Below are 13,253 nucleotides of genomic sequence, written 5' to 3'. Positions count from 1 at the left end.
GGCGTGAACTCGGCGGCGTCCACCTCGACACCGCAGCCCCGCCGACACCGCGTCCCCGGAGGCCGAGCCGCTCTACGCCTCCCTCGGCTTCGTCCTCAAGCCCGACCCCACGATGATGCTGACCCTCTGAGCGGCTTAGGCTCGACGGCATGTCCCTGCAGAGCCTCGCGTTGATCGAGAACTGGCCGGTTCCCACCGCTGCGGCGGGGGTGGTCCGCGCCGACGGCACGGTCCTCGGCACCCACGGTCCGGCCGCCCACCGCTTCCCCCTGGCCTCGGTCACCAAGCCGCTCGCCGCGTACGCCGTCCTCGTCGCGTACGAGGAGGGGGCGGTCGAGCTCGACGAGCCGGCCGGGCCGAGCGGATCGACGGTGCGTCATCTGCTCGCGCACACCTCGGGGCTGGCCTTCGACGAGCACCGGGTGACCGCTCCCGCGGGCGAGCGCCGGCTGTACTCGAACGCGGGCTTCGAGCAGCTCGGCGACCATGTCGCCAAGGCCACCGACATCCCGTTCGCGGAGTATCTGCGGCAGGCGGTCCTGGAGCCGCTGGGCATGACGTCGACGTCCCTGGAGGGCTCCCCCGCGAAGGACGGCGTGTCGACGGTGGAGGATCTCCTCCGGTTCGCGGCGGAGGTGCAGGCACCGAGGCTGCTGGATCCGCGCACGGTCGCGGAGGCGATGACCGTCCAGTACCCGGGCACCAAGGGCGTACTGCCCGGCTACGGCCACCAGAACCCCAACGACTGGGGCCTGGGCTTCGAGATCCGCGACGGCAAGTCCCCGCACTGGACGGGGAGTTCCTCCTCCCCGCGCACCTTCGGGCACTTCGGCCAGGCCGGCACGTTCCTGTGGGTCGACCCGGACGCGCGGGCGGCCTGCGTGGCGCTGACGGACCGCGCGTTCGGGCCGTGGGCGATCGAGGCGTGGCCGGCGTTCACCGACGCCGTCCTGGCCGAGCTCTAGGACATCTCCCACACCAGCACTTCGGCCGGGGTCACCGCCACCACGTCCAGCTCCTCGGCGCCGATGACCCGGGCCGCGTCACCGGCCCCCAGCTCCTCGCCGTCCAGCAGCACCGCGCCGCGCACGACATGGACGTACAGGTGGCGCCCGTCCGGCACCGCCGTCCGCTCCCCCGCACCCAGCCGCCGCACGTGCAGCATCGCGCCCGCCTCCGGGATCGCGTACGGCGTCGAGTCGGCGATCCCGCGGACGATCTCGTACGACGGCTCGCCGCCGGGCGTGCGGGGGGCCAGCCAGGTCTGCACGAAGGTCAGCGGGGTCTCGCCGTCGTTGCGCTCGACGTGCCGGACGCCCGCCGCGGCGCTCAGCCGCTGCACGTCACCGGGCCGCACGACCGTCTCGTGGCCGGTGGAGTCGCGGTGCGTCAGCTCGCCCTCGACCACCCACGTCACGATCTCGGTGTGGCTGTGCGGATGTTCGTCGAACCCGGCGCCGGGCAGCAGCCGCTCCTCGTTGCAGGCGATCAGCGCGCCGAACCGGAGGTTGTCGGGGTCGTAGTGCGGACCGAACGAGAAGGCGTGCCACGACTCGATCCCGGTCCCGGGGTCCCCGCCTGGGTAGCGCTCCGTCGCGCGCCGTACGTCCGTCACGGGACCACGGTAGTGGCAGGGCGGCCCGCCGGTGGGGCGTCAGTCGGTACCCGGCGGCGCGCACTGACGTCCGGATAAGGCAGTCTTGTCCCCGTGCCCGAACCCGAACACCGCAAGTCCGACCCCGCCGCACGCGGCACCCACGCCCATGCCGCGACGCTGAGGCGGCTGGAGAAGTCGTCCGGGTCTCTCGCGCAGCAGGCCATCACACGCATGGACGAGACGCTGCCGTGGTACCGGGCCATGCCGCCGGAGAACCGTTCCTGGATCGGGCTGGTCGCCCAGGCCGGTATCGCGGCCTTCACCGAGTGGTTCCGGCACCCGGACGCCCCGCAGGCCATCTCCACCGACGTGTTCGGCACCGCTCCGCGTGAGCTGACCCGGGCCATCACGCTGCGGCAGACCGTGGAGATGGTGCGCACCACGATCGAGGTCATGGAGAGCGCGATCGACGAGGTCGCCGCCCCCGGTGACGAGTCGGTGCTGCGGGAGGCGCTGCTCGTGTACGCCCGCGAGATCGCCTTCGCCACCGCGCAGGTCTACGCCCAGGCCGCCGAGGCACGCGGTGCCTGGGACGCCCGGCTGGAGTCCCTGGTCGTCAACGCGGTGCTCAGCGGGGAGGCCGACGAGGGGGCCGTGAGCCGGGCGGCGGCTCTCGGGTGGAACGCGCCCGAACATGTCTGTGTCGTGCTCGGCACCGCCCCCGACGGGGACTCCGAGCTGACCGTGGAGGCGATCCGGCGAGCCGCCCGGCACGCCAAGCTCCAGGTGCTGACCGGGGTGCTCGGGGCCCGGCTCGTCGTGATCGCGGGCGGCAGCGACAACCCGCTCGCCGTGGCCAAGTCGCTGATCGGGCCCTATGCGGCCGGACCCGTGGTCGCCGGGCCCGTGGTGCCCGATCTGCTGGCCGCGACCCGGTCCGCGCAGGCGGCCGCCGCCGGGCTCAAGGCGTGTTCGGCCTGGCAGGACGCCCCGCGCCCGGTCCTGGCGGACGACCTGCTTCCGGAACGCGCGATGGCCGGTGATCCCCGTGCGCGCGAGCAGTTGGTGGAGGAGATCTACAGACCGCTGGAGGAGGCCGGTTCCGCGCTCCTGGAGACGCTCGCCGTCTACCTCGAACAGGCGTCCAGTCTGGAGGGTGCGGCCCGGATGCTCTTCGTGCATCCGAACACCGTGCGCTACCGGCTTCGACGTGTGACTGACGTCACCGGCTGGTCACCCTCCGATGTTCGTTCGGCGTTCACCCTGCGGATCGCGCTCATCCTGGGGCGTCTGGCCGACGGAGATCCCCAGCCCTAGGCTTTTGTCGGGGGCCCACAAAACCCCTACCTGTTCTTCGTCCCTGTCCCCACGGGCGGCTTGGGCCGCCCTCAAGAGAGAGTGTGAGAGTGCTCGTACTCGTCGCTCCCGGCCAGGGCGCCCAGACGCCCGGCTTCCTGACCCCCTGGCTCGAACTCCCCGGTGCCGCCGACCGCGTCGCCGCGTGGTCCGACGCCATCGGACTGGACCTCGCCCACTACGGCACACAGGCCGACGCGGACGCCATCCGCGACACCTCCGTGGCCCAGCCGCTGCTGGTCGCGGCCGGGATCCTGTCCGCCGCGGCACTCGGTGACATGGCCACGATCGCCCCGGGCGCCGTCGCCGGGCACAGTGTCGGTGAGATCACCGCCGCCGCCTTCGCGGGCGTCCTGGACGACTCCGCCGCCCTCACCCTCGTCCGCAGGCGGGGTCTGGCCATGGCCGACGCCGCCGCGATCACCGAGACCGGCATGTCGGCGCTGCTCGGCGGCGACCCCGAGGTCTCCGTCGCGCACCTGGAGAAGCTGGGCCTGACCCCGGCCAACGTCAACGGCGCCGGACAGATCGTCGCCGCGGGCACGCTGGAGCAGCTCGCCGTGCTGAACGACGACAAGCCCGAGGGCGTCCGCAAGGTCGTCCCGCTGAAGGTCGCCGGCGCCTTCCACACGCACCACATGGCCCCCGCGGTCGACGCGCTGGCCAAGGCCGCCGCCGATCTGTCGCCGGCCGACCCGAAGGTCACGTACGTCTCGAACAAGGACGGGCGGACCGTCGCCACCGGCACCGAGGTGCTGGAGCGGCTGGTCGGCCAGGTCGCCAACCCGGTCCGCTGGGACCTGTGCATGGAGACCTTCAAGGAGCTCGGCGCCACCGCGATCATCGAGGTCTCCCCCGGCGGCACGCTGGTCGGCCTCGCCAAGCGCGCGCTGCCCGGTGTGAAGACGCTGGCGCTCAAGACCCCCGACGACCTCGACGCTGCTCGCGAGCTCATCGCCGAGCACAGTGCCTGAGAAGGAGCACGAGAGCATGTCGAAGATCAGGCCCAGCAAGGGCGCCCCGTACGCGCGCATCCTCGGTGTCGGCGGCTACCGCCCGACCCGGGTCGTGCCGAACGAGGTGATCCTCGAGACGATCGACTCGTCCGACGAGTGGATCCGCTCGCGCTCCGGCATCCAGACCCGGCACTGGGCGAACGACGAGGAGACCGTCGCCGCCATGTCGATCGAGGCGTCCGGCAAGGCGATCGCCGATGCCGGGATCTCCGCCGAGCAGATCGGCGGCGTGATCGTCTCGACCGTCTCCCACTTCAAGCAGACCCCGGCCGTGGCGACGGAGATCGCCGACAAGCTGGGCACGGCCAAGGCCGCCGCCTTCGACATCTCGGCCGGCTGCGCGGGCTTCGGCTACGGCCTCACGCTCGCCAAGGGCATGATCGTCGAGGGCTCGGCAGAGTACGTCCTCGTCATCGGCGTGGAGCGGCTGTCCGACCTGACCGACCTGGAGGACCGCGCCACGGCCTTCCTGTTCGGCGACGGGGCCGGCGCGGTCGTCGTGGGCCCCTCCCCGGAACCCGCCATCGGCCCCACGATCTGGGGCTCCGAGGGCGACAAGTCCGAGACGATCAAGCAGACCGTGGCGTGGAACGAGTACGACAGCTCCACGGACAAGTTCCCTGCGATCACGCAGGAGGGCCAGGCGGTGTTCCGCTGGGCCGTGTTCGAGATGGCGAAGGTCGCCCAGCAGGCGCTGGACGTGGCCGGAATCAGCCCGAGCGAGCTGGACGTCTTCATTCCCCACCAGGCCAACGAGCGGATCATCGACTCGATGGTGAAGACGCTGAAGCTGCCGGAGCACGTCACGGTCGCGCGTGACGTGCGCACCACCGGCAACACCTCGGCCGCCTCGATCCCGCTCGCGATGGAGCGGCTCCTGGCGACCGGCGAGGCGAAGAGCGGCGACACCGCGCTCGTCATCGGATTCGGGGCGGGTCTCGTCTACGCCGCCACTGTCGTTACCCTCCCCTAGGCACTCCGTGCCGGATCAACCGGTCCGGGACGGGAAGCACTGCCAACCCTCTGGATAAGAAAACGAAGGAGCGCCACCATGGCCGCCACTCAGGAAGAGATCGTCGCCGGTCTCGCCGACATCGTGAACGAGATCGCCGGCATCCCGGTTGAGGACGTCCAGCTGGACAAGTCCTTCACCGACGACCTGGACGTCGACTCGCTGTCCATGGTCGAGGTCGTCGTCGCCGCCGAAGAGCGCTTCGACGTCAAGATCCCGGACGACGACGTCAAGAACCTCAAGACGGTCGGCGACGCGACCGACTACATCCTCAAGCACCAGGCCTGAGTCCCCCGGGCTCCCTGAGGAGCCCTCCAGGCCGGACCTGCCGGCCCCGCCACCCGGCGGTGGCGCCGCTTAATCCTCGTAACGTTGGAGAAAGATTTCCCGTGAGCCCGACCAATCGCACCGTGGTCGTCACCGGTATCGGCGCAACCACACCGCTGGGTGGCGACGCAGCCTCTACCTGGGAGGGTCTGGTCGCCGGCAAGTCCGGCGTCAAGCCCCTGGAGCAGGAGTGGGCCGCCGACCAGGCGGTCCGCATCGCCGCGCAGATCGCGGTGGAGCCGACCGAGGTCATTCCCCGGCCGCAGGCCCGCCGGCTGGACCGCTCGGCGCAGTTCGCGCTGATCGCGGCCAAGGAAGCCTGGGCCGACGCCGGTTTCGAGGGCAAGGCCGGTGAGGACGGCTCGGTCGGCGAGGTCGACCCGGACCGTCTCGGCGCCGTCATCGCCTCCGGCATCGGCGGTGTCACCACCCTGCTCGACCAGTACGACGTGCTCAAGGAGAAGGGCGTCCGCCGCGTCTCCCCGCACACCGTGCCGATGCTGATGCCCAACAGCCCCTCCGCCAACGTGGGTCTGCTCGTCGGGGCCCGCGCGGGTGTGCACACCCCGGTCTCCGCCTGCGCCTCGGGCGCCGAGGCCATCGGCTACGCCATCGAGATGATCCGTACCGGCCGCGCCGACGTCGTCGTCGCCGGTGGTACGGAGGCGGCGATCCACCCGCTGCCCATCGCCGCGTTCGGCAACATGATGGCGATGTCCAAGAACAACGAGAACCCCGAGGGCGCCTCGCGTCCCTACGACGTCGCCCGGGACGGTTTCGTCCTCGGTGAGGGTGCCGGTGTCGTCGTCCTGGAGTCCGCCGAGCACGCCGCCAAGCGCGGGGCGCGGGTGTACGCCGAGGCGGTCGGGCAGGGCATCTCCGCCGACGCCCACGACATCGTGCAGCCGGAGCCCGAGGGCCGCGGCATCTCGCACGCGCTGCAGAACCTGCTGGACCGCACCGACCTGGACCCGGCGGAGATCGTGCACGTCAACGCGCACGCCACGTCGACCCCGGCCGGTGACATCGCCGAGCTCAAGGCGCTGCGCAAGGTCTTCGGCGACGACGCCGACCACATGGCGGTGTCCGCCACCAAGTCGATGACCGGTCACCTGCTCGGTGGCGCGGGCGGCGTGGAGACGGTCGCGGCCGTCCTCGCCCTCTACCACCGGGTGGCTCCGCCGACCATCAACGTGGAGAACCTCGACCCGGAGGCGGAGGCCAACGCCGACATCGTCCGCGGCGAGGCCCGCAAGCTGCCCGTGGAGGGCCGTATCGCCGCGCTGAACGACTCGTTCGGGTTCGGCGGGCACAACGTGGTGCTGGCGTTCCGTACGGTCTGAGAACCGTCCCTACGCAGCGGAAGGGCCCTCACTGATCGGTGGGGGCCCTTCCGCTGCGTGCGGAGTGGCTCAGACGACCTGGTGCAGCCAGCGGACCGGGGCGCCCTCGCCCGCGTACCGGAAGGGCTCCAGCTCGTCGTCCCAGGGCTTGCCGAGCAGCTTGGCCAGCTCGGCCTCCAGATCCGTCTCGCCCTGCTGCGAGCGGGTCAGGGCCGCGCGCAGGCGGTCCTCCGGGATCAGGATGTCGCCGTGGATGCCGGTGACGGCGTGGAAGATGCCCAGTTCGGGGGTGCAGCTGTAGCGCTCGCCCTCCGCGGTGGGGCAGGGCTCGGCCGTGACCTCGAAGCGCAGCAGGTGCCAGCCTCTGAGGGCGGAGGCGAGCTTGGACGCCGTGCCCGCCTCGCCCTTCCAGGAGAACTCCGAGCGCCAGGTGCCCGGCGCGGCCGGCTGCCGGATCCAGTCGAGGTTGACGCGCGTGCCGAGCACCCCGGCGACGGCCCACTCGACGTGCGGGCACAGCGCGCGCGGCGCGGAGTGCACGTACAGAACTCCACGTGTCGTCACCGGGACCTCCGGGCAGAGCGGGACAGTCTTGCTGGCTGGCATGGCGGCGATGGCAGGCAGCCACGTTGATGGCGAGGCTACCGTGCGGCGGCGCAAGGAGTGTGACGTACCGTCGGTCCCGGTGCCCCGAAACGCCCGCCATTCACCCGGCAGGACGCTGATACGGGTGCCGATCGTTCCCACGGGACCGCCGGGAACCCCCGCGCGTTGTCATGAGGGGACCACCATTTTCACGAGGGGAACACCACGGATGCGGAAGCAGGGCCACCGCTCGCGGGCCGTCGTCGCCGTCCTGACGGCGGCTCTTGTGGGCGTCGCCGGCTGCGACGCCGTGGGCGGCGACGCGGCCGGGCCGACGCCGAAGGCCAAGCCGTCGCCGAAGCCGGCCCCGGCGTGGGACAGCAGTCCGGCCTCGATCGCCGCCGTCGGCGACTCCATCACCCGCGGCTTCGACGCGTGCGGGGTCCTGACGGACTGCCCGGACGTGTCCTGGGCCACCGGGAGCAGTACCCAGGTCGACTCGCTGGCGGTACGGCTGCTGGGGCGGACGAAGGCGGCCGGGCGCAGCTGGAACCACGCGGTGTCCGGGGCGCGGATGGCCGACCTGTCCCCGCAGATGGCCCAGGCGGCCGCGCACGGGCCGGAGCTGGTCACCGTGATGGTCGGCGCCAACGACGCCTGCCGTGACTCCACCGCGGCGATGACGCCGGTCTCGGACTTCCGGGCCGGCTTCGAGGACGCGCTCGGCGTGCTGCGCAAGCGGGCGCCCAAGGCGCAGGTGTACGTGGCGAGCGTGCCGAACCTCAAGCGGCTGTGGTCCCAGGGCCGCGCCAACCCGCTGGGCAAGCAGGTGTGGAAGCTGGGCCTGTGCCCGTCGATGCTGGCCGACGCGGACGCCGTGGACCCGGCGGCGACCGAGCGGCGGGACACCGTGCAGAAGCGGGTGGAGGCCTACAACCTGGTGCTGAAGCAGGTGTGCGCAAAGGACGAGCGGTGCCGGTACGACGGGGGCGCGGTGTACGACTACCGGTTCGGCACCGATCAGCTCAGTCACTGGGACTGGTTCCACCCGAGTGTGAACGGACAGGCGAGGCTGGCGGAGATCGCGTACCGCAGGATCAGCTCCGTATCCTAAAGTTCCGCACATGAACGAACTCTTCGCCACACTTCCCGACGGCACCCCGGTGCACCGCTGGACCCTGGAGCGCGCGGGCGTCCGGGTGCGGATCCTGTCGTACGGCGGGATCGTGCAGTCCGTCGAGGTCCCGGACCGGGACGGGCGGACGGCGGACGTGGTGCTGGGCTTCGCCGGCCTGGAGGGGTATCTGGAGCACCCGGAGCCGTATCTGGGGGCCTTCGTCGGGCGGTACGCCAACCGGATCGCGGGCGCCCGCTTCGAGCTGGACGGGGTGACGTACGCGCTCGCGCCCAACAACGCCCCCAACTCCCTGCACGGCGGCGAGAACGGCTTCGACAAGCGGGTGTGGGACATGGAGCCCGCCGGTGAGCACGGGGTGCGGCTGAGCCGGGTCAGCCCGCACGGCGAGGAGGGCTTCCCCGGGCGCCTGGAGGTGTCGGGGACGTACGAGCTGGACGAGTCGGGTGCGCTGCGGATCTCGTACGAGGCGGTCACCGACGCGCCGACCCACGTGAACCTGACCAACCACAGCTACTTCAACCTGGCCGGCTCCGGGAACGCGGGCGGGCACGAACTGCGCCTCGACGCCTCGCGGTTCACCCCGGTCGACGCGGATCTGATCCCGACCGGGGTCGAGGAGGTCGCGGGCACCCGGTTCGACTTCCGTCGGGCGCGCAAGGTCGGCGCGGGCTACGACCACAACTTCGTCCTCGACAAGGGGCGCACCGAACAGGCCGTGGAGGTCGCCGAGTTGTACGACCCGGCGTCCGGGCGGGTGCTGAGGGTCGCGACCACCGAGCCGGGGCTCCAGCTGTACACCGCGGACCACCTGGGCGAGCCCTTCTCCCCCGGCGACGGCATCGCGCTGGAGACCCAGCACTTCCCCGACTCCCCGAACCGCCCGGAGTTCCCGGGCACGGTGCTGCGGCCGGGTGAGGTCTACCGCTCGCAGACGGTGTACGGCTTCTCCAGCCGGTAGCGGCGAACGAGCCCCGGCCCAGGGGTCAGGTCCCGGGCCGGGGCTGCCTGTGTGGGGCTGTGCCCGCTGTGATCAGACGTTAATCGTCGCGGTGACCCGGCGGTCGCCGATCGAGCGCCCCACCTGTATTTCGTACGAACCCTTCACATACGACCACGATGAGGTCTTCTCGTCCCAGATCTCGAAGGCCCGGCGCGGGATCTCCACGGTGACCTCGACGCTCTCGCCGGGGCCTGCCTCGGCCCCCGCGAACCCGGCGAGCCGGCGGGCCGGGCGCTCGGCGTCGGGCTCGGCGGGCGCCAGATAGACCTGGACGACCTCGCGGCCGGCGCGGGCACCGGAGTTGCGCAGCCGGACCCGGACGGTGGTGCCGCGGACCTCGACGGACTCGTACGTCCAGTCGGTGTAGCCGAGACCGTGGCCGAAGAGGTAGGCCGGGGTGCGGCCCTCCTTCTCCCAGGCCGTGTACCCGATGAACACGCCCTCGTCGTAGGGGAGTTCGCCGCCCTTGGGAGCGACCCGGGTGACCGGTGCGTCGGCCAGGTCGCCCCAGGTGGTGGGGAGGCGGCCGCCGGGCTCGTGGGCGCCGGTCAGGACGTCGGCGAGGGCCGCCCCGCCCTCCTGGCCGGGGAACCAGCCGAGCAGGACGGCGGCGACGTCCTCGCGCCAGGGCAGTTCCACCGGGGAGCCGGAGTTGACGACCACGACGGTGCGGGGGTTGGCGGCGGCGACCGCGCGGACCAGTTCGTCCTGGCGGCCCGGCAGGGTGAGGTCGCGGCGGTCGTAGCCCTCGGACTCGACGCGCTCGGTGGTGGCGACCACGACGACGGCGGTGTCGGCCGCGCGAGCGGCCTCGACGGCCTCGGCGATCAGTTCGTCGGGGTCGCGCAGGGGGTTCTGGTGGGCGAGGGTGAAGGCGATGACCCGCATCGGGGCGTCCTCGGGGAGGACGACCACGTAGGTCAGGGAGACCTCGACCGGCCGGCCCGCGGTGAGTTCCACCTGGGCGCGGGGCTGGGGGGCGCCGAAGAAGGTGATGAAGGGGTCGTCCTTGTCGGCGCGCTGGACGTCGTCGTAGTGGGTCGTGCCGTCGACGACCAGGGTGAAGGCGCCGAGTCCCTTGATGCCGAAGGTGTGCGTGCCGCTCTCGCGCGGGGTGAAGGTGCCGGTCAGTTCCACGGTGTGCAGCCGGTCGTGGGTCACGCCCTCGGGCAGGTCCGTGCCCATCCACTGGATCTGGCCGCTGGGGGCGGACGCGGTGCCGATGACGTGTCCGGCCGCGTCCCGGCACACCGCCCGCAGCGTGAACCCCTTGTCGGCGACGGCGAGTTCGGTGTTGGGGTCGGCCCCGACGGCGTAGGTCAGGGTGCCCTCCGGGAGGGCGGCGGTGAGGCCGTCGAGCGGGGAGACGACCCGGTCCGGGAAGACGGTGGCGGAGCCTCCTCCGAGAACCCGTGCGTCCCGGGCGGCGGCGCCGATGAGGGCGACCGTGCCCGGCCTGAGCGGCAGCGCCCCCTGGTTGCGGACCAGCACGAAGGCGCGGCGGGCGATCTCGCGGGCCAGCTCGATGCCGTCGACGGGGTCCGGGAGCTCGGTGACGGCGGGTTCGGCGCCGTCCAGGATGCCGACGCGGGCGGCGAGGCGCAGCACGTTGCGTACGGCGTCGTCGACCGTGCTCTCCTCGACCTCGCCGTCCCGCACCGCTCGGGCGAGGGCCTCGCCGTAGACGGTCGTCGGGCCGGGCATGGCGACGTCGAGGCCGCCCTCGATGGCGGCCTTGGTGGAGCGGGCGGCCATCCAGTCGGAGACGTTGTAGCCGTCGAAGCCCCATTCGCCGCGCAGGACCTCGTTGACGAGGTGGTGGTGCTCGGTCATCGTCGTGCCGTTGACCGTGTTGTAGGCGGTCATCACGCCCCACGGGCGGGCGTTCTCCACGATGTGCTCGAAGGGTGCCAGGTACAGCTCGCGCAGGGCGCGTTCGGAGACCAGGTTGTTCACCGTGAAGCGGTCGGTCTCGGCGTCGTTGGCGACGAAGTGCTTGACGGTGGTGCCGACACCGCCCTCCTGCACGCCGGTGACGTATCCGGCGCCGATCCGTCCCGTCAGGTACGGGTCCTCGCTGTAGGCCTCGAAGTGGCGGCCGCCGAGCGGGGAGCGGTGCAGGTTGACGGTGGGGGCGAGCAGGACGTGGACGCCCTTGCGGCGGGCCTCCTGGGCGAGCAGCACGCCGGCCCGGCGGGCGAGTTCCGGGTCCCAGGTGGCGGCCAGGGCGGTCGGGGAGGGCAGGGCGATCGACGGGTCGTCGGCGCTCCAGCGCACGCCCCGGACGCCGATCGGGCCGTCGGACATGACGAGGGAGGCCAGGCCGATCCCGGGGAGCGCGGGCAGGCTCCACATGTCCTGGCCGGACAGGAGCCTCGCCTTGTCGTCGAGGTCGAGCGCGGCCAGCGCCGTCTCGACGGCCGCCTCACGGGCCTGGTCGGGGGTGTTGCCCTCGGGGTCCTCGGGTGCCGCCATGGCGGTGCCTCCTCGTTGAAGTCCGTGCGGTCCTCTCATCGTGCAACGATTACCTGGCGAGCGGTAGGTTTCGTTATTTTGCTGTTACATGAGCCCGAGTGGCATGTCGTACGGTGACGCCATGAGCGCCAGGACGAGAAGCGAGGAGCGCCGGGCCGAGATCGTCCGGGCGGCCGTCGAGGTCATCGCCGAGCGCGGCTACCGGGGCGCGAGCCTGGCCGCGGTGGCCGAGCGGGTCGGGCTGACCCAGCAGGGGCTGCTGCACCACTTCCCGACCAAGGACGCGCTGCTGGTCGCGGTGCTGGAGGAGCGGGACAAGTGGGACGCCGTGCCGAACGGCAGCTGGCGCGTCGACCTGCTCGCCTCGCTCGTCGAGTACAACGCGATGCGGCCCGGCATCATCCAGACCTTCTCGGCGCTGCTCGGCGAGAGCGTGACGGAGGGGCATCCGGCACGGGAGTACTTCAGCGAGCGCTACACCCGGGTGCGCGCGTCGATGGCGGTGGCCCTGCGCGGCGAGTACGGCGACCACCTCCCGAACGGGCTGAGCCCGGAACGCACCGCGCCCCTGCTGGTCGCCGTCATGGACGGTCTGCAGTACCAGTGGCTGCTGGACCCGGAGTCGGTGGACATGCCGGGCGCGTTCCGGGACTTTCTGCGCCTGCTGGGCGAGCCGGCGGACTGAGGCTCACTGGCTCCAGGCGACGGCGAGAGCCTTGCTGAGCGCACAGACGGCCACGAGGGCGAACGCCCAGACGTGGGCCCCGGCCGCGAACAGGGCGAGTGCGCCCGCCCCGAACCAGAGCAGCTCGAAACCGGCCCGACCGGCCCCGCGCGCCTTGTACTTCGCGCGCGGCGAGCCGAACAGCGCCCAAAGGACGACGAGTACGGCCGGTGCGGCGAGGCCGGGCAGCCAGGGCGCACCGACGTCCCGGGTGAACCCCCAGTACGCGGCACCCGCCAGGGCACCGAGCTCGACCAGGAACAGAACGACCGGGTTGACTGCCTTCATGGGCCGCAGTATCACCCGGCCGCCGGCACCGCCGCCACGACTTCGACCTCGATCAGCGCCTCGGGCCGGAACAGCCCGGACACCTCGAAGGTCATGCTGGTGGGCGGGGTGCCGGTGAGGAACTCCCGTCGTACGGCGCCGTACTGCTCCAGTTCGGAGATGTCCGTGAGGTAGGTGCGGATGTTGATGACGTCGGCCAGGCTCGCGCCGTGTGCGTCGAGGAGGGCGGCGAGGGTCTCGAAGACGCCCCGGGACTGCTCGGCGAGCGTGGCGCCCTCGGCGATCTGCCCCGAGACGAACAACAGGGCGCCGCCGTCGGCCTGTTCGACGCGGGCGACCTGGGAGTAGTAGGGGCTCAGGGGCTGGGGCGCGCCGGCGGGGTTGTCCAGGGT

At 72.0% G+C, this 13,253-nt stretch carries 14 protein-coding genes and 1 pseudogene; 10 read left to right on the top strand and 5 right to left on the bottom strand.

Translation table 11 applies throughout. The features are described from left to right. Nucleotides 1-46 precede the first annotated feature (46 nt). A pseudogene (locus tag EHS43_RS47960) lies at nucleotides 47-130 on the top strand (GNAT family N-acetyltransferase); the annotation flags it as partial. Nucleotides 131-149: 19 nt separating this feature from the next. Beyond that, nucleotides 150-965 carry a serine hydrolase gene (locus EHS43_RS22860; RefSeq protein WP_125192638.1) on the top strand — a complete coding sequence of 272 codons (816 nt, stop codon included), beginning with the start codon at nucleotides 150-152 and terminating at the stop codon, nucleotides 963-965. Here the strand turns inward: EHS43_RS22860 and EHS43_RS22855 are convergent. After that, complete coding sequence (locus EHS43_RS22855; RefSeq protein ID WP_125192637.1) at nucleotides 962-1,615, bottom strand: pirin family protein; 654 nt, start codon at nucleotides 1,613-1,615, stop codon at nucleotides 962-964. The two genes, EHS43_RS22860 and EHS43_RS22855, sit on opposite strands and share 4 nt — an antisense overlap. Before the next feature lie 93 nt (nucleotides 1,616-1,708). On the opposite strand from EHS43_RS22855, the gene EHS43_RS22850 reads away from it, so the two are divergent. The 5 genes from EHS43_RS22850 to EHS43_RS22830 all read left to right on the top strand — a co-directional run bounded on the left by EHS43_RS22850 (nucleotide 1,709) and on the right by EHS43_RS22830 (nucleotide 6,651). Further along, nucleotides 1,709-2,914, top strand: coding sequence for a CdaR family transcriptional regulator (locus EHS43_RS22850; protein WP_125192636.1), 1,206 nt, complete (start codon nucleotides 1,709-1,711; stop codon nucleotides 2,912-2,914). 89 nt (nucleotides 2,915-3,003) lie between these two features. Next, a complete protein-coding gene (locus EHS43_RS22845; protein WP_125192635.1) occupies nucleotides 3,004-3,927 on the top strand; it encodes an ACP S-malonyltransferase in 924 nt (307 codons plus the stop codon). Nucleotides 3,928-3,943: 16 nt separating this feature from the next. After that, nucleotides 3,944-4,942 (top strand): ketoacyl-ACP synthase III, encoded by a 999-nt coding sequence (locus tag EHS43_RS22840; protein ID WP_125192634.1) that lies wholly within the window; start codon nucleotides 3,944-3,946, stop codon nucleotides 4,940-4,942. Nucleotides 4,943-5,020: 78 nt separating this feature from the next. Continuing rightward, complete coding sequence (locus tag EHS43_RS22835) at nucleotides 5,021-5,269, top strand: acyl carrier protein (protein ID WP_007381745.1); 249 nt, start codon at nucleotides 5,021-5,023, stop codon at nucleotides 5,267-5,269. Between the two features lie 101 nt (nucleotides 5,270-5,370). Next, nucleotides 5,371-6,651: a beta-ketoacyl synthase gene (locus EHS43_RS22830; RefSeq protein ID WP_125192633.1), complete on the top strand. Its 1,281-nt coding sequence runs from the start codon at nucleotides 5,371-5,373 to the stop codon at nucleotides 6,649-6,651. A gap of 69 nt (nucleotides 6,652-6,720) precedes the next feature. On the opposite strand, the gene EHS43_RS22825 is transcribed toward EHS43_RS22830, so the two are convergent. Next, nucleotides 6,721-7,215, bottom strand: a complete 495-nt coding sequence (locus tag EHS43_RS22825) for a DUF3145 domain-containing protein (protein ID WP_125192640.1) — start codon at nucleotides 7,213-7,215, stop codon at nucleotides 6,721-6,723. Nucleotides 7,216-7,465: 250 nt separating this feature from the next. Between EHS43_RS22825 and EHS43_RS22820 the strand changes: the two genes are divergently transcribed. Both EHS43_RS22820 and EHS43_RS22815 read left to right on the top strand, forming a co-directional pair. After that, the gene (locus EHS43_RS22820; RefSeq protein ID WP_125192632.1) at nucleotides 7,466-8,350 is read left to right on the top strand and encodes an SGNH/GDSL hydrolase family protein; all 885 of its coding nucleotides are present in this window, start codon (nucleotides 7,466-7,468) and stop codon (nucleotides 8,348-8,350) included. 10 nt (nucleotides 8,351-8,360) lie between these two features. Further along, nucleotides 8,361-9,332 (top strand): aldose epimerase family protein, encoded by a 972-nt coding sequence (locus EHS43_RS22815; protein ID WP_125192631.1) that lies wholly within the window; start codon nucleotides 8,361-8,363, stop codon nucleotides 9,330-9,332. A 72-nt stretch (nucleotides 9,333-9,404) separates the two neighbouring features. Here the strand turns inward: EHS43_RS22815 and EHS43_RS22810 are convergent, their stop codons facing one another. Continuing rightward, nucleotides 9,405-11,849, bottom strand: a complete 2,445-nt coding sequence (locus EHS43_RS22810; protein WP_125192630.1) for a glycoside hydrolase family 3 protein — start codon at nucleotides 11,847-11,849, stop codon at nucleotides 9,405-9,407. A gap of 103 nt (nucleotides 11,850-11,952) precedes the next feature. Between EHS43_RS22810 and EHS43_RS22805 the strand changes: the two genes are divergently transcribed. Next, the gene (locus tag EHS43_RS22805; RefSeq protein ID WP_125192639.1) at nucleotides 11,953-12,534 is read left to right on the top strand and encodes a TetR/AcrR family transcriptional regulator; all 582 of its coding nucleotides are present in this window, start codon (nucleotides 11,953-11,955) and stop codon (nucleotides 12,532-12,534) included. 3 nt (nucleotides 12,535-12,537) lie between these two features. Here the strand turns inward: EHS43_RS22805 and EHS43_RS22800 are convergent, their stop codons facing one another. Next, on the bottom strand, nucleotides 12,538-12,861 hold the full coding sequence (locus tag EHS43_RS22800; protein WP_125192629.1) for a YrdB family protein: 324 nt from the start codon (nucleotides 12,859-12,861) through the stop codon (nucleotides 12,538-12,540). 11 nt (nucleotides 12,862-12,872) lie between these two features. Continuing rightward, on the bottom strand, nucleotides 12,873-13,253 hold a 381-nt coding region (locus tag EHS43_RS22795), incomplete at its 5' end, for a RidA family protein (RefSeq protein WP_148104077.1).

This window comes from Streptomyces sp. RP5T, assembly GCF_003933965.1.
Classification (GTDB): Bacteria; Actinomycetota; Actinomycetes; order Streptomycetales; family Streptomycetaceae; genus Streptomyces.
Note: the sequence above shows the minus strand (reverse complement) of the source record. Positions and strands in the feature narration are given on the sequence as shown.

Coding starts and splice junctions, on each gene's coding strand:
- EHS43_RS22860 (WP_125192638.1), top strand. CDS start 150: ATGTCCCTGCAGAGCCTCGCGTTGATCGAGAACTGGCCGGTTCCCACC.
- EHS43_RS22840 (WP_125192634.1), top strand. CDS start 3,944: ATGTCGAAGATCAGGCCCAGCAAGGGCGCCCCGTACGCGCGCATCCTC.
- EHS43_RS22810 (WP_125192630.1), bottom strand. CDS start 11,849: ATGGCGGCACCCGAGGACCCCGAGGGCAACACCCCCGACCAGGCCCGT.
- EHS43_RS22815 (WP_125192631.1), top strand. CDS start 8,361: ATGAACGAACTCTTCGCCACACTTCCCGACGGCACCCCGGTGCACCGC.
- EHS43_RS22820 (WP_125192632.1), top strand. CDS start 7,466: ATGCGGAAGCAGGGCCACCGCTCGCGGGCCGTCGTCGCCGTCCTGACG.
- EHS43_RS22800 (WP_125192629.1), bottom strand. CDS start 12,861: ATGAAGGCAGTCAACCCGGTCGTTCTGTTCCTGGTCGAGCTCGGTGCC.
- EHS43_RS22835 (WP_007381745.1), top strand. CDS start 5,021: ATGGCCGCCACTCAGGAAGAGATCGTCGCCGGTCTCGCCGACATCGTG.
- EHS43_RS22805 (WP_125192639.1), top strand. CDS start 11,953: ATGTCGTACGGTGACGCCATGAGCGCCAGGACGAGAAGCGAGGAGCGC.